We start from the raw sequence: 19,396 nt of genomic DNA on the forward strand, positions 1-19,396 counted from the left end.
GAGCGCCTGCAGAACCCGGGCCGCCGTGCCCAGGTCCTCGACGCCCTGCGGCGTCTGGAGGACCAGCCCAGTGTCCTCGGCACCTCCGAACACGTTCTGGCCGTCGCCGCTCCCATGGTGTCGCCGCACACCGGGGTGGACATCCGGTGACCGCCACCGGGGCGGCCGAACATCCAGGCCGGATCAACGCCGGTGTCGCGGTGTCGCGGTGGATCGACGCCCACCCCGACAACCGGGACCGCGATCCGGAGGCACTGCTATGGGGCAGGGTGACCAAGGTTGGCGAGGAAGCTGGTGAGGTCATCGCGGCACTGGTTGGCCTTCGCGGGCCTGTACGAGTGGTGGCGGAACAAGGGAGGTCGCCGGTGACGACGACCCGGGCGCCTGGCTGGCCACGTGCACGATCATCACCACCGAGGCCACCGAAGCCGCCAGCCGGGTCCACCCCCGGATGCCGCTGACCGTCGCGGCCGCCGACTACGACGCCTGGCTAGATCCCGAGCACCAGGACCCCGACGAATTCCGCGCCCTGCTGACCGCGCCCGCGGACGGTCAGCTATCGATCCGGCCCGTAGATACGGCGGTCAACAGCGTCCGGAACAACGGGCCCACCTCCTGGACGCCGTGACTCTTGCCTGAAGGAGCGCCTCCGTCCGTCGCGTGCAGAATTGCCTGGCCCCTCGAACCTGCGGATCGCTAACCTCCGGCCATGTCGGAACATGCATCGTGGGAAGCCCGACTGGGCCGGATGAAGAGCGCCGTCGAGCTGTGGGCGAAACGAACGAGCGGGGACGACAGCGGGCCAGCACGGGTGGAGCCGGGTAGCAGTCTGTCCGGCGACGACAAGTTGTTTCCGGATCATCCGGTGTCCAGTGTGGCCTGGCACGGACTGATCACTGCGGTGGAGCACTTCCTGCAGCACCCACGCACCTCTCCAACCCGGCACGCCGTGTTCTACCGGATGGTCGCCCGCAACCGGGTCTGGCTGGCCCGGCGACACCTGCCCTCGGTGCTGGTGCCGATCTACCTCGGTATCTGGGCAGCGCTCACGCTCGCCCGCAGACCATCGGCCGCCGGCCTGCGGGCGTGGGTCGGCGGTTTCGCCGAAGGCTGGCGCACGCCGTGCCCGCCGCGGCATCCCATGCGCTGGCGCACCGTATGGAAGATGACGCGACTGGGCCGTCCGCCCATCGTGTGACCATTCCGCGCCCGGCTGCGGGTCTCAGCCCAGCAGGGCCAGCAGCCGGGCCGCCTGCCGTTCATCAGTGCCGGCGGGGTTGCGGTCGAATCCAGGCCGTCCGGGAAGCAGCATGATCAGCCACAGCAGCGCCAGCAAACGCCGCACGTCCCGTAGCCGGGCAGCCTCCGCGCCAGTCAGAGGAAAGTGGCTCAGTAGGCCTGGCACATCCAGGGTGCTGTCCACCCAGCCGGAGGGGTGCTCGACGATTTCGGCGAGCTCGAAGGCGCGATCGCTGCGGCCAGAGTCCTCGAAGTCAACCAACCGGACAACTTCGCCGTCGAACAGGTAGTTCGCGAGGTTTCCGTCTGTAAGACCGAACACCGGTACAGGATCGGCCTTGACCAGGTCATCCAGCGGCGCAGCGTCCAGCCACCGCCAGCCCTCGTTGAACGCCCTCTCAACCTGCGGATCCGGCCCGAACTGCTGGGCTTGCGTGCACCAGTCCCGGGCCTTGTCGACGGCCTTGACCACGTTCCAGGCACCCTCGGGAACCGCCGCCAGTACGTCCTGCGGAACAGCACCGTGCAAGGTGGCCAGAGCTTCCGCCAAGGCGGCCGCTCTGCGGCCGGAGACCACGGTGCCTCGCAAAGGGACCCCGGCCAGTCGGGACATCACCACGGTCGGTGGATCCCCCTCCAGGTCGGCCTTCAGGGGCTGCGGAGCCAGACCGGGCGCGTGCTCTGCAAGGAGCGTCAGCGCCCGCCACTCGCGCTGCGGCTCACCGCGGCCCCACGACCGGAACCGCTTGACCACCACGTTGGAGCGCATCTCCAACCCGTGGGTGTTGTCTTGCCCGGCCACACAATTCTCCTGCTGCTTCGCTGGGGCACCTGAACCCCAGCCGTTTGGGAGCCTACGCCACGCTGACTCCGAAGAGCTCGGGGCGACACCCCCTTAGCCGTTGTACGTGGCGCTGGTGGCCGGGTTGGCCGCAATCGCCACAGCGGTTGCCAGCAGCAGGTTGATGACGGCGAATACCACCATCACCGCCGCGAATGTCCGTCCCCGCATCCCGCCCCCAGAGCCACACCGCTTCCGTACGGCAGCGGGACATTACCGGCATTCCCGTACCGGATGAGTGTGATGCTTCCGCACGGGCGCACGACCGCAGTTTCCTGCCACCGTGCACCTGATCAGCGATTGCAGCGGCTCAGGCCCCGGGGGACTTGGCGTAGCCAGCACCGCAGTGCCGACCGGCGGCCGTCGTGCCCCCGGGCGGTCCGGCTGCAAGGCCGTGCGCGTGTGGCCCGTGAGCAGGTTGCGGCGGTGGGCGGGCAGGGTGGCCGGGTCCGCGGTCGCCACGACCAGGCGGATGTGTCCGTCGGGGCCCCACCAGCCGAGGTGGGCGTCGGCGGCCCACCATGTCTCGGTGTGCCCGTCGCGGAAGGTCCGCCGGACCGGGGTCCAGTCGCCGGGATGCTGGGGGTCCGTCCAGGTCAGGGCGCGGGCGGCGTCGACGGGGGTGTAGGCGTCCTTGCCGTGGGCCCAGGTGCCGTGGCTCGGTTTGAGGGCCATGACGAACGGCAACCCCGCCGCGTGGCGGTGCCTGCGAGGCAGGTCAACGCCTTGTTACGGTCCCGCGGCAGCAGCAGTCCGGTCAGGTACTCGCGGAACCCGCGGCGCTGTGCCAGTGTGGAGAACAGGTCATCGAAGCATGCGGCGTAGGCTTCCAGCGGGCCAGGTGCGGGCGGACACGGCAGACGACGGGTCATCACAAGCCCCCAGGCAGCGAGGCGACGTTCCTCTGCTACCGGCCCACTGCAACCCTGACCCGCCGTCAACAAACCACCGCTAGCCCGCTTGGGCCAAAGTTCCGAACACAGTGCAACAGGAAGGGGGAGTCGTTCGCCTGACTCATCCTCAACGCGTCTACGCTCAATTAGGTTGGCGTGAACATGGCGTATTTTTGGCCTGAATTTTAGGTGCGAATTCGGCCTGAGCTGCTGTGTAATGGCGCGATCTGGCTCCAAGGGGGGGCCTGAGTCCGGGAGTCTTCATGAGTTGGCACGGGATGCGCACCAAGCTGGGCGCGTGCACGGTGGGGGCACTGACCGCCACCCTCCTCGCTGTGAGCACCACCCCGGCCGCGGCAAGCGGGACATACAGCGGCCTGGCCTACGTGTATGGGACCGGCGTCTACACCAACGACTGGGGCGACGAGGGCGTCACGGACATCAACACGAACGCATCTTCCAACGCTACTTGCCTTTGGCAGATGGTCCTTTGGGCAAACGGCTACCTGGCATCGGACATCGACGGCGTCTTCGGAACCAACACCAAGAGCGCGACCGCGGCGTATCAAGATGACACCGACTACCTGACAGTCGACGGAAGTGCCGGCAAGGCGACCTGGAGCTACGCGGCTGACTATCAGATCGCGTACGTGTCGGGCAGTGACGCTCCTGGCCAGACGCTGAATCTGCGATACGACGGCACGGTCAACAACTTCAAGATGAGGCGCCTCGGGGACGGCAACTACGAGTTCGTCGACAGTCACGGCAACTGGCGGAAGGCCGGCTACAACTACCGGACCTGCTGACTCCCGTCGTCACCATCGCACCCAGGGCCGGCCTACCGGAAGGGAGGCCGGCCCTGGGCGCGCTGTAGCTGGGGTGCGCTGCCCTATGGTCCTCGACGAGATGGGCCGGGACTTCCACCGACGCAAGGCCCTGACCACGGCGGCTGTCAGCAACTCGCGCCGATACGACATCACGACCACCGGCCGCCAACTGCGCGAACTGACGCTCCGCATTGCTTCCTGACTCGGCCAGTGCGAGACCTCACTCCGTTCACGCACCGCGGACCTGACGGAGCCAACGCTGAAGCGCCGACCGGCGACCCCCCTCACCAGGCTCCGCAGGAGGGAACTCCGGAAGCGGAGAGCGAACCGCATCCGGTGAGGGGGCGTCCCCGCCAGCCCCGGCCCCGGGTCCGCTGCCCACGGCCGGCGCGGTCGGTTTACGCCGCGAGTCACGGCGGCCCCGCTCGGCATCGTGTGCCGTCACGACGCCGACTGGGGACGGGCACTGCGGCGCGGTGGGCTGCCCGTCCCTGCCGGTGGTCCAGTAGGCGATCTGCCAGTAGTGGTCAGCCCACAGCCGCAGTTGTGGAGCGTGGGTGTGTCCAGTCAACGGTGTAACTCGGGTGGTGTGAGTTATCGGCGGCCGACGGAGAGCCGGCCGTCGAAGGCGATGTCGAAGGCCTGCAGGGCCGGCTTCCATCGCATGGTCCAGCGTTTGCGGCCCTTGCCGGTGGGGTCCAGGCTCATGACGGCCATGTAGACGCACTTGAGTGCTGCCGCCTCGTTCGGGAAGTGTCCGCGGGCCCGAACAGCCTTGCGTATGCGGGCGTTCACGCTCTCGATGGCGTTGGTGGTGCAGACGACACGTCGTATCTCGGTGTCGAACTGCAGGAACGGCACGAACTCGGCCCAGGAGTTCTCCCACAGGCGCACGATCGCCGGATACTTGGCACCCCATTCCTCCTGGAAGTCCAAGAAGCGGTCCTCAGCGGCCTTCGCGGTCGGCGCGGTGTAGATCGGCTTGAGGGCGCGGGAGATCTTGTCCCAGTCCTGGCCGGCCGCGTAACGGAACGACGCCCGCATGAGGTGAACGACACAGGTTTGCGTGATCGCCTGCGGCCAGACCGTGCCGATCGCGTCGGGCAGGCCTTTCAGCCCGTCGCAGACGACCATGCACACGTCCTCGACGCCGCGGTTGCGGATCTCGGTAAGGACCTGGAGCCAGTACTTGGCGCCCTCGCCTCCGTCACCGGCCCACAGGCCCAGGATGTCGCGGGTCCCGTCCACCGTCACCGCAAGCGCCACGTGGATCGGACGGTTGGCGACCTGCCCGTCACGGACCTTGACGTGCACACAGTCGATGAAGATCACCGGATAGACCGGGTCCAGAGGCCGGTTCTGCCACTCGGCCATCCCGTCGATGACCTTGTCCGTGATGGTCGAGATCGTCGTCTTGGACACGCTCGCGCCGTAGACCTCGGCCAGGTGCGCGGAGATGTCCCCGTGCGTCAGACCCCGGGCGGACAGGGACAGGACCATCTCGTCCACGCCGGTCAGCCGGCGCTGCCGCTTCTTGACGATCTGGGGTTCGAAACTGCCCTCCCGGTCGCGGGGAACGTCGATCTCGACCGGTCCGACGTCGGTCAGCACCGTCTTGGACCGGATCCCGTTGCGGGAGTTGCCGCTGCCTGCTCCGGCCGAGTCGTGCTTCTCGTAGCCGAGGTGGTCGGTGATCTCGCCCTCCAGGGCGGACTCCAACACCCGCTTGGTCAGCTGCTGCAGCAGTCCGCCCTCGCCGGTCAGCTGGAGCCCGCCGGCGCGGGCCCGGTCGACCAACTGCCCGATCAACTGCTCATCCAGCACGTCCGTCGACAACTCGACCGGTCGGACCTCTTCAACCGCCTCGACGGAGGCAGTCACGTCGCTCATCAGGTGTTCTTCCTTGATCGGGAGTTACACCGAAGACCGTACAGACCCCGTTGCCGAACGAGATGTCGCCAGAGAACGTCGCCCCGTCGAACCGAGTTGCGCCGAGACAGGGCTGTCCGGTGGCGGGGTCACGGAGTGCGTCCAGGAGTTGTTGCAGCAGACTCTCGGAGATGGGAGTACCGCGATGGTCCAGGTCACTGCCGGGCACCAGGGCACTGAGGTAGGTGGCCCGATCGGCGTTCGTGAGGTGGGCCAGGCACGCGCTGTACGGCTCTAACTGACGGCCGCGGCAGCCGACTGGATCACGGGTCGGGTCAGCACCTCGCCCACAGTGTCGCCAGGGCGGCGCGGACCGGAGGGGCTGTCTGCCAGTGGTCGTCATGTCCGCTGGGACGTTTTCGGCCACTGTCCGGTTGCCGTAGACGACTGGCCACATCAGCTCCGGGCCGGTCTTTCAGGGAATCCAGCGGGATCAACGCGGGATCGGCGTCACGACCTGAACCGTAGAGCCGCAGGTAGATGAATTCCGTCGGTGGCCCGCGGAGGCCGACAGGGAGAAAGCCACCGCGCAACGCCGACGCTGCAGATGTACGACGTCGCACCAGCCTCCGACGTCACCGTGACCCGGGCCGACGGCACCACCGAAACCGTCGCGGCCCAGGCACCGAAGGCAGCCGGCACGCCGTCACGCTGCCGGGGCCCCCTGGTCTGCGCGTTCTGTGGGTACCCGATCGATGGACGCGTCTCTCGCAGACAGCGAGGAGCGAAAGGAAAGCCGGTGCACGCTGGCGGCTGCGGCCTGCAGGAGCCCCCCAAGCGAGCCACGAAGACCGACCCGGCGTCCACGGTGCGTCGGGCCGGAGGGCGCGGCGGCAACGCCGACCAGAGCACTGGCACAGAGGCCGTCGAACCGGATTTGGCGAGGAAGGTGACGTGTCCGCGCTGCCAGGCCGCGCCGGGAAGCCCATGCCAGAAGATGAACGCCAACGGCGTGCTTGTCGTGATCGCCGGGCTCCACCGGGACCGGTTCCAGGTGGTGCAGCGGGTCCTGGCTGCTGCCCAGGACAAACAGCAGCAGCCCCGGCGGTGAGCGGTTCCCGTATGCCGCCACCCGTCAAACGGATCATAGCCCCGGCTATCCGGGGGCGATGTGGGGGTGGGGAAGCGTTCCGAGCGCGAGGACGGTGTTCCTGGTCGCTCGTTGCACTACCCAGAGCAGGTCGATGACTCCGGGGTGCCGGTCCAGGACCGGCCGGAGTGTCAGTGGCCCATTGAAGTGAGTTTGTCCCGCAATGACTTCAGTTCCTTTGAGACGGTGACGTTGGGGATGTTCGCGAGTCGGTCCACCAACGTGGCTGTCTCGTCTAGGCATGCGGGGTCGTCGACGTTCTCGATGACCCAGGTGTCACCCTTGGGGTAAAACTCCCCGTCGCCTCCTGTGCCGACAAGAGCGATGGGGCCGACAGTGGTCTTGGTCCCGTCGTGTTCGAAGACGATGTCTGCCACTCCGTACCAGGCTGGCCCCCACCCGACCGTTTCCGGCCCCATGGTGAGGGTCAGGCGGTCGAGCTTGTTGTCCTCGACACTGAAGCTGATGTCCTTCGACTTCTCGTAGGGTGTCTTCGGCAGCTCAAGCGGCATCGGGAAGTCGTAGTTCATGGAGATCCCTAGATCTCCGCCCGTCGGGTGGCAGCCCGGCAGTTGTCCGGCCTCGCGGAGCCGCAGCGTCGCCTTTGTAATCAAGGAGGGGCCCGGCGCCCTGTTCTCAAAAGTCACGTCCAGGTGCGGACCGTTCAGATCCTTCTGCTTAACGGGCGCGGCCCCCTCGGTGTCCTGCTCGACGCCCTCGATGCCTCCGTCGATGTAGGCGGCGACGCGCGCCACCTTGAGGTTGGGCTGGCGTGCAGCCTCTGACACACCGGTGCTTGCTTGCACCTCGCCGCTCTCCGCCTGTGAGTGCCCGGTGTCGGCGGAGTCGTTGCCGTAGAGGATGAAGAGGGGGATGCCCACAATTGCGGCGGCTGCGCTGAGCAGGCCAATGTTGTTGGGTGTGTGCCGCCAGCGCGAACTTGGATCACTGCTAGGGACGGGCGGTGTGCCGGTGGTCGGCGGTGCGGCCGAACCGCCTACGGATGTCGAGGGTGTTGTCGGCGCGTTGGTTGGTGTTGGTGCCGTGCCTGGTGTGGGCGTGGTTGAGGTAACCGTTGTGGGCTGCGGAGCCGCGGCGGGTGTGCCTGGTCCACCTGACGCAGGGGGAGCAGGTAACTGGGAACCTGCCCCATTGCTCGCGGGGCCTCCGTTCCCGCTTCCGTTGGTGCCGCCTGAGGCGTTCGGCATGTATTTCCCCCAACCCGTTGGTGGCCAAAGTGCAGAAGGAGATTATCGAGGAGCCCGTGCGCTGCGGAACGCCTGAGCCCCCTGCGCGCGGTCGGCAGCTGAGCAGGGCGCCAGCGGGCGGGCCCGGCGGTCAGAGGCCCGGCGGTCAGAGGGTCAGGGTGCGCCAGCCCCGGGTGATCTCCTCGCGGACGGCGTCCAGCTGCGCCGGCTTGTGATGCGGGCTCCCCTGGGACGTGAGCAGGTCCACTAGGGCCGCGCCGTCCGCCGGGCGGCCCGCCGGGTCGTTGATCAGTGCCCGTTCAACGGCGGCCGCGAGCTCAGGGGCGAGGGCGTGCACCGCCGCCATCGCGGCCGACTCGGGGCCGGTGTCCACGATCCGGCGGATCACCGCGCCCGGACTGGTCGCCGCGAACGGGCTGGTGCCGTGCGCAGCGCAGACCACGCAGCAGGCCCACGCCCACACGTCGGCGGCTGGACCGACGCGCTCCTCACCGAACTGTTCCGGCGCCATGTACGTCAGGGTCCCCGGTCCGGCGCCGGTGCGGGTGAGCCTGGTGCCGTCGACCAGATCCGCGATGCCGAAGTCAAGCAGGCGCGGTCCGGCCGTGGTCAGCATGATGTTGGCGGGCTTGAGGTCGCGGTGGACCAGGCCGAGCCGGTGGACTCCGGACAGTGCCACGGCCAGCGCGAGCGCCAGCGCCCGCAGCGCGTCGGGAGTGCGGATCGGACCTTGCTCCTCCAGGTGTGCGTCGAGGGGCTGTCCGTCCAGCAACTCCATGACCAGGTAGGGCCGTCCGGCGTCGACGCCGGAGTCAAGGACGCGGGCAGTGTAGACGCCGGCGACCATGGACAGCACCTCGGACTCGCGCTGGAATCGGCGCAACAGATCTGCGTTGTCAAGGAGTTCGGGGTTGATGGTCTTCAGCGCGACCTGCGTCGCTGCCCCCTCGCGCCGGGCGAGGTAGACCGTGCCCATCCCGCCAGCGCCGATGCGGCCGAGCAGCTGGTAGCCGCCGATTGTCCGCGGCTCGCCTGGACGGAGTTGCTGATGGGCGATGGGCGGTACGGCGCCGACGACCGCGTCAGGCCGCGTCGGTACGTACGAGGCGGGCCGAGCCGGCTGCGGAGGCTGGGCGAGCGGTCCGACGTGCGGGGCAGAAGCCGCGGACCCGGGCCCCACCGTCGGCGCGTCGGAGACGGCCTGCCCGGCGCGGGCCGGAGCGCCACCCGCCGGAACCCCGGCCCCGGTCTGGTACTTCCGGCTCGCCACGTACGCGACGACCTGGCACGCGACGGCCGCCAGCACCAGACCCGTCGGCAGGAAGAGCCCCAGTGCGACCCGGAGGGCCACCAGGCCACCCAGCCGGAACCGACCCTCGGGTGACGAGATCCACGACCTCGCGGGCACACCGGTGGTCAGCAGGGTGCGCTGCGTCCGGAACCACATGAGCGGCCAGACCACCGCTGCCAGGACGACGGTGACGAAGTACAGGGTCCACGCCATCGCCAGGGAGAGGCCGTAGTACTCCGACAGGAAGGTCCCGTCGTCCAGGACGACGGGGTGCAGCAGGAAGTAGTTCCGGGGGAAGAAGTCCAGGTTCATCAGGATCCACAGGCCGATGCCGCCGGCCACCCCCAGGGCCAGCTCTCCCGCGGCCGCTACCGGGACAGTCCGAGGCGGCGCGGACGAGTCCGCCGATGCCTGCCTCCGCACGGCCCGCTGAGTACGCGTCAGCAGAGGTAGCGTTGCTGCTCGCAGCGCCAGCGCGGGTCCGACCACGGCCAGGACGTCCATCGCCAGCGACGTCTCTGCAGCTTCCGCCATGCTTCCCCCGTGTCTCCATGCCCGGCCCACCGGTAGAGCACAGGGAGTATAGAGCGGCGGGCGGAATCCCCCTACCGGCGGCCGAGTCGGGCCCGCAGCCACTCCTTGTTCATCGCCGCGATCGAGCGCAGCGGAATCTCCTTCGGGCAGGCCGTTGCGCAGCCCCGGGCGTACTCGGGTCCATCGACCGGTCCCATCGAGTCGGAGCGAACACCGCTCCAACGGAGTCCTGGCGTTCGCGGGTGGGCGCCGGTGCGCGGTAACGCCTGCATCATGCCCGGCCGTGCAGGGCCCAGCCGTCGAATGCCGGGTTCAGTTCGCTGGTGAGAAGCTCACCCAGTTTCCACGGCAGGCAGGAACGCTCACCCAGCGGCGCATTGAGCGCGTGGGCGTTGTCGGGCAGAGGCAGCCGCCGGTGCCGGCCGCGCATCGGCCGTGCCGCCTGCAGGTCCCGGGTTTTGCCTAGCGGCGGATGCTGGTCGGCCCAGTGCTCCACCGCGTCCAGCCCTGGTTCGCTCGGGATGCCCCACCGGTCCATGGCCGCAGCCACCTTGTCCAGCCACCGATAGTGGCCTTCGGGGGTCAGGGTGCGTCGCAGTCGCTGCCGCTCCCGGGCTGCGAGCGCCTGAGCCAGCTGGACCGCTTCTGGGTAGAAAACCAGCGGCGCCACACGCAGGTGGTCCCGGCCGGCCCTGGCCAGGAGGCGCTGGCGGTTCCCCCATACGGGTGCGTTCAGTGCGGGGACGTTCCACCAGCACGAGACGATCGCGTAGGCGTCCGCGAACAGCGCGCGTCCGCCGGCGCCCAACCTGTGTTCCAGCACGACCCGCTGCTGGTGCGCGTCGAGGACCTCGGGCAGGGCGTCCAAGGTGATGGGGTCCGTCCCGGGCTCGCGGCGATTGTCCAGCCAGCGGCGATGATCCCAGCACACCTGCCAGGTCGTGTCAGAGGCGAGGTAGGAGAGCAGGCTGGTGTTCTTGATGTGGGCGCACACCTCGCATACCCGCACCAGGAAGCAGCCGGACGTGTCCCAGGGCCAGTCCCAGACCGGATCGGCTTGTTCGGGCAGGAGCCGGTGGGGGCGCAGGTTCGGCAGTGCGAACTGCAATTCCCTGACCTGTCGGCCGGCCATGACGGCCAGGCGCTCGAGAGCCGCGGCGTTCAGGTATCCATCGCTGTAGCGGGGGTCGCTCGGGGCACCGCCCTTACGGGCCGGCGTTCCGAACATGGCCCAGAACTCCTGGTCGGGGATGCCGTTGGCGTCTGCCAGTCGCCGCGCGAAGGAGCCGGTCGACTCCCCGCCGATGGACCGCACCGACAGAGCGAGCCGCTGTGCTGGCCGCCAGGCCTTGCTCCTGCGCGCAGGCGCGCCATCACTGCGGGAACGACCGGCCGTCGTCGCCATTGGTGGGCTCCTCTCCGTACCGCCGAGATGCAGTTCCGGCGGCTGCCGCAACGGGGAGCCCGCCCCTGAACGGATCGCAGGCCCCCAACCTCTTTACGGCGTCCCACTCGCACATGCGCGCTGTTCGCCCTCCTTTACCCACAAGAGGTGACTTTGGCTGAAAGTCGCCGATAGGCCCGTCAGAGTGGCGCTTTGGGCGGGTACATTCCCCGCGCGATCCGCAACGGATCTTCCGGAGGTGTGGTGAAACTACGCGAGCACCAGGCCGACGCGCTTGCCGCGATCAAGGCCGCCGCGGCCGCTGGTGAGTCGCGCATGACACTGGTCAGCGCGTGCGGCACGGGCAAGACGCTGGTCGCCGTCGCAGCGGCGCGCATCCTTGCGCGACGCGGCAATGTCCTGGTGGTGATGCCGACCAGAGCCCTGGTGGTGCAGACCATCCGGCGGTGGCGTGAGGCCGGGCGCAACGGAGCGGCGCTCGGGGTGTGTTCCGTGGCTCAACGCGACACCGGCATGTCCACGGACGAGGTGGTGATGACCAGAAGCCCGCAGAAGATCGCAGCCGCGGCCGAAGCCACTGGCCCCTTCACCGTGTTCACGACCTACGGTTCACTCCACCACATCCGCGAGGCCCACGCCCAGTTCGGATTACCGCCGTGGGATCTCGTCGTCGTCGACGAAGCCCACCGCACCTGCTCCGCGTTCGGCACCGGATGGGGAACGGTCCACGACGATGCCGCGATCCCGGCCAAGCTCCGCCTGTACATGACCGCCACCCCCAGGGTCTGGGGAAGAAGACGGGCCGCCACGGACGAACTTTTGACGGAGCGGATTCCCCTGGCCACCATGGAACGCCGTGAGATCTTCGGGCCGATCGTGTACCAGCTGGGTATGCCGCGAGCCATCGAGCGAGGCATCCTGGCCGACTACCAGGTCGTGGTACCGGTCGTCGAGGACGAGGACGCCGACCTGCACGCCATCCTGGCAGCCAGCGCACCCGGCGTTACGGCCCACCACGACGGGTTACGCAACGGCGCCGTCCAGGTCGCCCTTTTGCGTGCGATCTTGGAACACGGGCTGCGCCGAGTCCTGGTCTTCTACAACCGCATCGATGACGCCGAGGCATTTGCCGGTTCGCTGCCGCAGACCGCTCTGCAAGTCGGCGCGCCGCTGCGCCGCGAAGCGCTGTGGTCGCGGGCCATCCACAGCAAGCAGCCGAACGCGGACCGTCATGCCTTACTGATCGACTTCGGCGATCCCGACCGGCCGTGCGCGGTCCTGTCCAACGTCCGCGTCCTCAACGAGGGCGTCGACATGCCTGATGTCGACGCCGTGGTCTTCGTGCAGCCCCGCTACAGCATCATCGACGCCATCCAGGCCATCGGCCGCGGGCTTCGGCAGCCCCCGGGCGCCGGAAAGAAAACCACCCTCGTCTTCCCCGTCTACGCTCGCCGCGGCGCCAAGGCCATGGACCTGTTCAAAAACTCGTCGTTCGAGACCCTGTTCACCTTGCTGCAGGCACTGCGCGCGCACGACGAATCGTTCATGGACCGCATCGCTCTGCCCATCACACGGCCCCGCGGAGGCCGCCTGCAGGTACAGCCCAGCTTCTACGCCCACCCGGAGCGAGCAGCCCAACTGGCACAAGTTCTGGGCCTGGAGATCGCTGTGCCCGCCATCGGCACCTGGGAGCAGGCACTCGCCTCGGCCAGCGCCTACCACCAGCGCTTCGGACACCTGGATGTCCCCGCTCCCTATGTCGACGACGATGGCTTCTCGCTCGGCCTGTGCTTGAGCAACCTTCGCCTGCGGCACGCCCTGAACCGCCTCCCGCCCGAGCAATACCAGGCGTTGGACGCGCTCGGAATGCGGTGGGCCGCCCGCAGGTCCGCGCCCGCGTCGATACTCGAACGCGCCCGGGCCTGGGCGGAAGACAACGGCCACCTCCTAGTCCCCGGCAGTGAAGAGGTCGGCGGCCACAAGCTGGGCGCCTGGCTCGCCGCCCAGCGGCAAAAGGCGACTGCCGGCCGGCTGCCCGCCGAGCGCCAGCAGGCATTGGAAGCGATCGATCCACACTGGAACCCGCCCTGGCCCCGGGAATGGCACCGCAAGTACCTGCGCGCCAAGCTCTTGTCACCCGGCCCTGAACCATGGCACCGCACCTCAAACGTTCCATACCAGCGCGGCGACGGCACCATCGACGAGTGGGTCAGCCGCCAGCAGCGTGACTTCTTCCGACTGCACCACCGAGAGCAGCGGGACCTGCTGCGTGCCATCGGGATCCATCCGCGGCCAGACGGCCGCGAATACGGCGGAACCAAGCACGCCCTTGCCGTCGCGACGCGAACCGACGATCCGGAACCCGCCTACAGCAAGCCCTCCCTCGCTGTGGTGCCACAGGCCAGGGAGGCGGACTCCCGGAGCAGCGAGCTCTCCGACCTGGAGTCGAAGTTCGACCTCGCCCTCCAAGACGCCGCAGTGTTTCTGAAACGAGAAGGCCATCTGGACGTGCCGCAAAGGCACTACGAGTGCCGGAGGTCGGCCATTGCCGACAGAGTGAACCCGCTGGGCTGGTGGATCGGGCTCTTCCGTTCCACCCCCCATATCCTCAACGCCGAGCAGCGCCGGCGGTGGGAAAAGATGCAGAAGAAGCTGAAGGAGGGCAAGCCGAAGGGGCCTGCGCCTGCGGCATAGCCGCACCCCCCGCGCCGGGAAGCCCGACGGAAGGGGGACGTGACCAGACAGCTGGGCACAGACCCGTACGGTTCACAACTGCACTGTTTGCCCGAGCGACACCTTCTTCAGCAGCTCCTCGGTGATGCGCTCCTCCCCGCTCAGGATCGCTCCTTGTGCCGCCTGGCAGATCAGGTGGGACAGCGTGCGCATATAGCCGCGGCTGCGCCTGTGCAGGTACGGGGCCAGCGCGGTCAGGTCACCGCGCTCGTGCCGGAACAGCCGCAGATCTGCGTCGAACAGGTCGACGATGGAAACGAAGGATGCCATCTCCTCGTCGCTGTAGCCGATCCGGCTGGTGCGCAGGACCACGCTGTCGCCCCACGGCGTCTCGTCCTGCTCGAGTGGGGTGTCGTTGTCGCGGGTCTGCGGGTCGACGATCGGGTGCGCGTTGCGGCCGCAGTAGATGAACGTCGCACCGGTCTCCTCGCTGATGACATCCAGGTACTGGAACGCCTGCTCGATTTCGGTGCGGGTGCGGAGCCGCTCGATGGAGTCGACGACGACCAGCAGGGTGCGGGCGTTGCGCATCGTACGGATCACCGAAGCCGTCGGGTCGCCGCCCTCGCGTTCCTGCCCGAGAAAGCGGGCGAACGCGCCGGCCCAGTTGCGTACGTTCCCGCGGCCCGGTGGCGGTACGGTCAACGCTACGACCGGAATCCGGTTCTCGTCCGGCCCGTACAGCCGACTCAGCCGCCGATGCCAGTACACGGCGATCGCGTCCAGGAGCGTCGACTTCCCCGTGCCGCGCGGTCCTTCGATTACGATCGCGATCTTTCCTCCGATCCGCTGCCGGTTCGCTTTGATCGGCTCGGCCGTCACCGGGATCCCTTTGCGGATCGCAGGCGTGCGCACAGTCCGCATGTGCGCGGAGTACAGCAGCCGCCGATCGTTGTCGGTGACCTTAGTGCCTATCGGGGCGCAGTCCGCGAGCTCCGGGACTTCATCGAGCCTGTCGGCCCGAGCGCGCCAGGCATGGCAGTCTTGAGGCCACATCGGGACCGGCGGTGCCAGGAGCATCTTCTCCGGCACCGTCGGGTTGCTGAGCGCCAGCCATTCCTCGCGGGTCAGTTCCGCCATCTGCGTGTGCTCCCTCAAAACCTGTGTCGTTGTCTGCTGCGGCTCGTGAGCCGGCTGCAGCAAGCCGATGTCGCGCCGGTGCTCACGACTCGGCGTCGTCGTCGCGCTGCCGCTGGGCAAACTCCGTCAGAGTCCGCTGGTAACGGGCATCGAAGTCATCACCTCGGGCAGCGACGGGTGGATCTGCCGGCCCGGTCGAGTCCTGCTCCCGCTCCAAGGCAGCCCAGGCAGGGTCCGGTGGCTGCGGCGGCTGCGACCAGTCGATGCCGGCGTCACCGGTTGCAGGGCCGGGGGAGTACAAGCCGAGATCGTCCAGCGCCAGCGGGTCGTCCGCAGGCGACGCGGCGTGGGCGGCGGCCAAGAGGTCCGCCATGTCGTGCCCGGCATAGGGGTCGAACTCGTGGGCGGGACCGGGTGCCGGCAGTGGGGCGTATCCGTCGGGCACGGTCACCGTCCCGGACCGGTCCGGGCCGCGGGAAGCGCGGTCCAGCAGTTCCGCCAGTACCTGCGCGATCGTCTCATCGTCTTTGAGTTCGCCGCCCCGCTCGAGGTGCTGTGATGCAGCGATGTCCCAAAGGAATTGCGTGAACGGAGCTCCGATCACGTGCTGGTGCACCCACACCGCCTCCACCCAGATGTTGGTGCGGTGGTCCCGCAGCCACACCCGGGACAGGTCGTTGGGGGAGTACCGCAGCTCCCAGCCGTTGTGCTTCTTGCCCTGCAACCCCGAAGGCACCCGCCGGTAGGGGTTCAGTCCCTCCTTCGGGTCGCGAGCGGGGTGGTCATAGGTGCGGTTCTTGAACCGGATGCCCTGCTCGCTCACGCCCACCCACGCCGTCGGCAGCAGCCGCAGATAGTCCTCCCGGTTCAGTGGGATCGGCAGGTAGCCCTCGAGCGCGACGCACGCCGCGTACATCTGGTTCGGCGACAGCTCCGGCATGTATGGGTCGTACGGGTCGTCGAACTCCGGATGCGGCTTGTTCTGCCACTCCAGCGCGATCCATTGCTGCAGCATGTCGTCGAGTTCGGCCAGCGTCCACAACTGCTCACCGTCCACAGTCCTGCGGACCCGGTACGGCCGGTTCCCGGTGTAGGTGTTCACGTGCTGGCTGAACATCGACTTGATCGACAGCCGCCCACCAATAGGTGACGATGCTGCGCTGGGTCGGATGCCGCGAGGGCTTCCACACCTCACGCAGCTCGGCGAGGGAAACCCCGGCGATCTGCTCCGCCGGCAGCGTACGCCGGATCCCGTTCGGACCCTGATACACGACCAGTAACTCCCGCGCCATGCAGACCCTCTTTCTGTCGACGGGCCGCACCGTCCGAAGGACGCCCTGCGAACCTCCTAGCACAACGCCTGTTCGCGGCAACGGTGACGGCGTCAGGTTCCGGACGACCTTGGACGAACCGCTGAGCCAAGGAACGTGCCGTGGACGCCCAGCCGAGGCGCTGTGACGACCGCGCCAAGCGGGCGAAGCCGAGGTGATCACGACGCCAGCGCCGTTCTGGGCTTCGTCGCGACGTGACGGCAGTCTGGACAGGGGACCCTGCAAGCGCCGTTGAAAACACCGGCTCCCGCGAAGGGTCGGCCCGCAGTCCGGCGGTATCCGTCAAAGCCCCCCGGCAAGGGGCAGCGGACGCTACGTCTTCACCGTGACCTCGATCCGCCTATGACCGAAGGTGACCTCCGCCAGTTCCGTCAGCGGGCTTCCAGCTCTTCGGCCCGCCGCTCGAGTTGCGCCGCGATGTCGTCCCAATCCGGGCCGTGCAGCCACAGGTTCTGCGCGGCCTCCCGCAGAAGCGCAGGCTCGTCCGGCCTCTGCAGGAGCACGAGCCGATAGGCGAGGTTGCGGATCCAGACCGGGAGCTGGCCGTCGACCAGGTTCGGGCTGAGCTCCCGAAGCATCGAGAGGATCGCGTCCGCATCAGCGAAGGTCAGTTCCTCGACGAAGTAGCGCTCGCGGTGCTCCTGACCGCATGCCGGTGTCGGACGGTATTCGTCTCCGTAAAGACACCGGGCGTGCTCGGTCAATGTGCTGTGCATGTGCTGCAGACTACGACGCCGTGATCCGCCGGACAGGGCCTCATAACCCGTGGAGTGCGGCTGGCCCGTCGCGCCGCCGGTTCCAACGCTGTTTGGGGGGGATCACCCGAAGACCACATACACAAGGGGCTGTCACTGTACTGGTGGGGGACTGCCATGAGCCGTTGAAGAAGACGTAGGTGTGTCCGGTCGCCCGAGCCCAAAGGCGATGGTCATTGTCTGCTCGGGCAGATCAGGGTTGAGGATGTAGACGGCCAGGGCGAAGCCGCCACGCAGTGCCCTGGGCGGCCGTGCTCCAGGCACAGCCAGCCCCCGCGGGCCGGCGGCGGGACGCCACCGGTGCCGTCCACCGATGCTTCACGTCGCACCGTGCGAATCATCCGGGCCCTCGGCAAGCAACTGGTGAGGGCGGGCTGCGGAGCCGCTAATCGCAGTCCCGGCAGGCAGTTAGACCCGGCTTCGGGAACTGCGCCGTGAACTTCCTCTGGATGCAGAAGGGGCACCACCGATACGCGGCAGGCCAGGCGGCAGCGCAGCCGCATTGCCCATGCGGAAATTTCGGTTGCCAGCACATCTCGCAGGTCTCCGACACCGAGAGCTCCTCGCCGCAGGTCTCGCAGAGCCTCCCTGAGAGGAATCGGCTCGTACTGCTGCCGGGCGGATTGAACCGGCGCCAGGCCACCTGATCGACACCGAGCACCGCCACCAGGTAATTCTCGTCCAGCCACGCGGCCTGACCGTACAGATCCTCACTGGGATGCCCGTCGCAAAGGACGAGGTGGGTCCGGTCCACCTGGGCGCTGCCTCGGCTCCTCAACGCGGCACGGATCAGCGGGGTGGCCGCTTGGTCGGAACCGCGCTGGGGCGGCATCATGCCGTGGCGGGCCGCGAAGACAACTCTGCCTTCCGCGTCGAGAAGCACCACGAGGCCGCTGCGGAGGAAGAACTCCGAGGCGCGCACACAACAGGCCTCCCGCGAGGCATGCGAGCTGCTAAGCAGTGCGACTACGTCGGCAGCCGTCGGCCCCGCCTTCCGCAGAGCGTCGGGAAGATGAGGCTCGGGGAGCAGGACACGGGCGGCGAAGGCATCGCACGCCTCTTCCTCCAGGGCTTTGGACTCGTTCCAACTCCAGTCGGACAGGCGAGCCCCCAGACCGGAGAGGGCTTTGGACTCGTTCCAACTCCAGTCGGACAGGGGAGCCCTCAGACCGGAGTCGGACTGCTGCAGATGGTGACCCAGTTCGTGCAGGGCGGCGAATGCTTGCTCGCGCGGCGACGCCCCACCGACGTGCAGGGAGGGCGGCATGGTCTCGTTGTTGTACTCGCCGTCCACCGAGCAAGGTCCCCAGCCGCTGTGCGGAGGATGCATCCATAGCTGGATCTCCGCCCTCCATGTGCGCAGCTCTACCAAAGTATTCGTCCGCAAGGCATCGAGTCGGCCCGGGTGATCGCGCTCCACTACGGCCAGTATCGCCTGCGCCTGCCCCGGCGCCATCGCGGAGAAATCCTGCCTCATCGCGCCTCCCTTACCCCTGGCCGGCCAGTAACCGCATGAGGCGGGCATGCCGGTCCGGGGAACTGCCGCCGGTCTCCCGTGCGGGCAAGGCAAAATCGACGCCCCCAGCACGCCTCCGCCACGTTCTGACGTCGTACTGCGCGCCGAATCTGCTCGAACCCGCTCTCAGGCAGTCTTGGCTGTGCATCACCTCCGCCGCCACCGCCAGCACGTCCCTCCGGCCGCCCTTCGATCAACAATCCCAGCTCCTCCCTCACTTGCTGCACCGCAGATAAGCCTGAGAGCGTTCCAGCCCAGGAACTCATGAGCCGCAGCCCAGGGAATTAGGAGCAGGACCAGGGCGTACGCCACTGCAGACAGCCTGTCGACGATCTCCGCAGCGCACAGGGCGACATCGACCTGATCCCCCAGAAGGATGAATGCACGTTGCGCGTCCAGCCTTGTCCTCGCAGCCACCGCTGACAGGCAGATTCACAAGGTCACAGTCCTTGGTAGCGAGCTCGACAGGATCCACGTAGTCAGCCTGCGCCGGCTGTACGGCAGCGGTTGATCACCGCCATCTCCCCGGCTGGTTTCCGGTGAAGTTGCTTGGGAAGCCCAGACGATCTTGGCCTCAGGTGTGGATTTGCTGAGTGCTCTCTCCGATCGACGAGCGGGCCGATGCCGGCTGCTCGCTGGCATCGCCGCATCGTGACGTGCGTATCGCTTGTGGGATGACGCATGGGGCCCTAAGGCCCTCTGGTAACCCCATTGCTCTCATTAG

At 68.0% G+C, this 19,396-nt stretch carries 13 protein-coding genes and 4 pseudogenes; 6 read left to right on the forward strand and 11 right to left on the reverse strand.

The genetic code is table 11. The features are described from left to right. Positions 1-315: 315 nt before the first annotated feature. A pseudogene (locus tag PV342_RS32565) lies at positions 316-628 on the forward strand (SOS response-associated peptidase family protein); the annotation flags it as partial. A 285-nt stretch (positions 629-913) separates the two neighbouring features. Next, a pseudogene (locus PV342_RS32570) lies at positions 914-1,198 on the forward strand (glycosyltransferase family 2 protein); the annotation flags it as partial. Positions 1,199-1,222: 24 nt separating this feature from the next. Here PV342_RS32570 and PV342_RS32575 read toward each other — a convergent pair. Together PV342_RS32575 and PV342_RS32580 are read right to left on the reverse strand one after the other, a co-directional pair. Further along, on the reverse strand, positions 1,223-2,041 hold the full coding sequence (locus PV342_RS32575) for a phosphotransferase (protein ID WP_499516675.1): 819 nt from the start codon (positions 2,039-2,041) through the stop codon (positions 1,223-1,225). A gap of 399 nt (positions 2,042-2,440) precedes the next feature. Beyond that, positions 2,441-2,952: pseudogene (locus PV342_RS32580) on the reverse strand (hypothetical protein); the annotation flags it as partial. A gap of 299 nt (positions 2,953-3,251) precedes the next feature. On the opposite strand from PV342_RS32580, the gene PV342_RS32585 reads away from it, so the two are divergent. Together PV342_RS32585 and PV342_RS32590 are read left to right on the forward strand one after the other, a co-directional pair. Then, positions 3,252-3,779, forward strand: a complete 528-nt coding sequence (locus PV342_RS32585; RefSeq protein ID WP_499508784.1) for a peptidoglycan-binding domain-containing protein — start codon at positions 3,252-3,254, stop codon at positions 3,777-3,779. 85 nt (positions 3,780-3,864) lie between these two features. Continuing rightward, positions 3,865-4,002, forward strand: coding sequence for a hypothetical protein (locus tag PV342_RS32590; protein ID WP_500319808.1), 138 nt, complete (start codon positions 3,865-3,867; stop codon positions 4,000-4,002). Between the two features lie 392 nt (positions 4,003-4,394). On the opposite strand, the gene PV342_RS32595 is transcribed toward PV342_RS32590, so the two are convergent. Further along, positions 4,395-5,690: an IS256 family transposase gene (locus tag PV342_RS32595; RefSeq protein ID WP_500319810.1), complete on the reverse strand. Its 1,296-nt coding sequence runs from the start codon at positions 5,688-5,690 to the stop codon at positions 4,395-4,397. Positions 5,691-6,276: 586 nt separating this feature from the next. Here PV342_RS32595 and PV342_RS32600 point away from each other — a divergent pair. Next, positions 6,277-6,780 (forward strand): zinc finger domain-containing protein, encoded by a 504-nt coding sequence (locus PV342_RS32600; RefSeq protein WP_500319812.1) that lies wholly within the window; start codon positions 6,277-6,279, stop codon positions 6,778-6,780. A 170-nt stretch (positions 6,781-6,950) separates the two neighbouring features. Here PV342_RS32600 and PV342_RS32605 read toward each other — a convergent pair whose 3' ends face one another. From PV342_RS32605 to PV342_RS32620, 4 genes and pseudogenes are all read right to left on the reverse strand, one after another. Continuing rightward, a complete protein-coding gene (locus tag PV342_RS32605) occupies positions 6,951-7,700 on the reverse strand; it encodes a hypothetical protein (protein ID WP_500319814.1) in 750 nt (249 codons plus the stop codon). A 472-nt stretch (positions 7,701-8,172) separates the two neighbouring features. Then, positions 8,173-9,852 (reverse strand): serine/threonine-protein kinase, encoded by a 1,680-nt coding sequence (locus PV342_RS32610; RefSeq protein ID WP_500319816.1) that lies wholly within the window; start codon positions 9,850-9,852, stop codon positions 8,173-8,175. A gap of 71 nt (positions 9,853-9,923) precedes the next feature. Next, positions 9,924-10,013: pseudogene (locus PV342_RS32615) on the reverse strand (succinate dehydrogenase/fumarate reductase iron-sulfur subunit); the annotation flags it as partial. A 110-nt stretch (positions 10,014-10,123) separates the two neighbouring features. Beyond that, on the reverse strand, positions 10,124-11,257 hold the full coding sequence (locus tag PV342_RS32620) for a hypothetical protein (RefSeq protein WP_500319818.1): 1,134 nt from the start codon (positions 11,255-11,257) through the stop codon (positions 10,124-10,126). 192 nt (positions 11,258-11,449) lie between these two features. Here PV342_RS32620 and PV342_RS32625 point away from each other — a divergent pair, with 192 nt between their 5' ends. After that, positions 11,450-13,951 carry a helicase associated domain-containing protein gene (locus PV342_RS32625; RefSeq protein ID WP_500319819.1) on the forward strand — a complete coding sequence of 834 codons (2,502 nt, stop codon included), beginning with the start codon at positions 11,450-11,452 and terminating at the stop codon, positions 13,949-13,951. 72 nt (positions 13,952-14,023) lie between these two features. On the opposite strand, the gene PV342_RS32630 is transcribed toward PV342_RS32625, so the two are convergent. The 4 genes from PV342_RS32630 to PV342_RS32645 all read right to left on the reverse strand — a co-directional run bounded on the left by PV342_RS32630 (position 14,024) and on the right by PV342_RS32645 (position 18,633). After that, on the reverse strand, positions 14,024-15,070 hold the full coding sequence (locus PV342_RS32630) for an ATP-binding protein (RefSeq protein WP_500319821.1): 1,047 nt from the start codon (positions 15,068-15,070) through the stop codon (positions 14,024-14,026). 82 nt (positions 15,071-15,152) lie between these two features. Next, positions 15,153-16,172: a Mu transposase C-terminal domain-containing protein gene (locus PV342_RS32635; protein ID WP_500319823.1), complete on the reverse strand. Its 1,020-nt coding sequence runs from the start codon at positions 16,170-16,172 to the stop codon at positions 15,153-15,155. A 600-nt stretch (positions 16,173-16,772) separates the two neighbouring features. Then, positions 16,773-17,117, reverse strand: a complete 345-nt coding sequence (locus PV342_RS32640; RefSeq protein WP_089229411.1) for a hypothetical protein — start codon at positions 17,115-17,117, stop codon at positions 16,773-16,775. A 424-nt stretch (positions 17,118-17,541) separates the two neighbouring features. After that, entirely contained in the window at positions 17,542-18,633 is a 1,092-nt protein-coding gene (locus PV342_RS32645; protein ID WP_500319825.1) for an ImmA/IrrE family metallo-endopeptidase, read from the reverse strand. Positions 18,634-19,396: the final 763 nt, after the last annotated feature.

It is taken from the genome of Streptomyces sp. PA03-3a (assembly GCF_033792735.1).
Lineage (GTDB): Bacteria > Actinomycetota > Actinomycetes > Streptomycetales > Streptomycetaceae > Actinacidiphila.

What these genes read in the sequence shown, in the direction of transcription:
- PV342_RS32585 (WP_499508784.1), top strand. Translation starts at nt 3,252, where the DNA reads ATGCGCACCAAGCTGGGCGCGTGCACGGTGGGGGCACTGACCGCCACC.
- PV342_RS32590 (WP_500319808.1), top strand. Translation starts at nt 3,865, where the DNA reads ATGGTCCTCGACGAGATGGGCCGGGACTTCCACCGACGCAAGGCCCTG.
- PV342_RS32595 (WP_500319810.1), bottom strand. Translation starts at nt 5,690, where the DNA reads ATGAGCGACGTGACTGCCTCCGTCGAGGCGGTTGAAGAGGTCCGACCG.
- PV342_RS32600 (WP_500319812.1), top strand. Translation starts at nt 6,277, where the DNA reads ATGTACGACGTCGCACCAGCCTCCGACGTCACCGTGACCCGGGCCGAC.
- PV342_RS32610 (WP_500319816.1), bottom strand. Translation starts at nt 9,852, where the DNA reads ATGGCGGAAGCTGCAGAGACGTCGCTGGCGATGGACGTCCTGGCCGTG.
- PV342_RS32620 (WP_500319818.1), bottom strand. Translation starts at nt 11,257, where the DNA reads ATGGCGACGACGGCCGGTCGTTCCCGCAGTGATGGCGCGCCTGCGCGC.
- PV342_RS32630 (WP_500319821.1), bottom strand. Translation starts at nt 15,070, where the DNA reads ATGGCGGAACTGACCCGCGAGGAATGGCTGGCGCTCAGCAACCCGACG.
- PV342_RS32640 (WP_089229411.1), bottom strand. Translation starts at nt 17,117, where the DNA reads ATGCACAGCACATTGACCGAGCACGCCCGGTGTCTTTACGGAGACGAA.
- PV342_RS32645 (WP_500319825.1), bottom strand. Translation starts at nt 18,633, where the DNA reads ATGAGGCAGGATTTCTCCGCGATGGCGCCGGGGCAGGCGCAGGCGATA.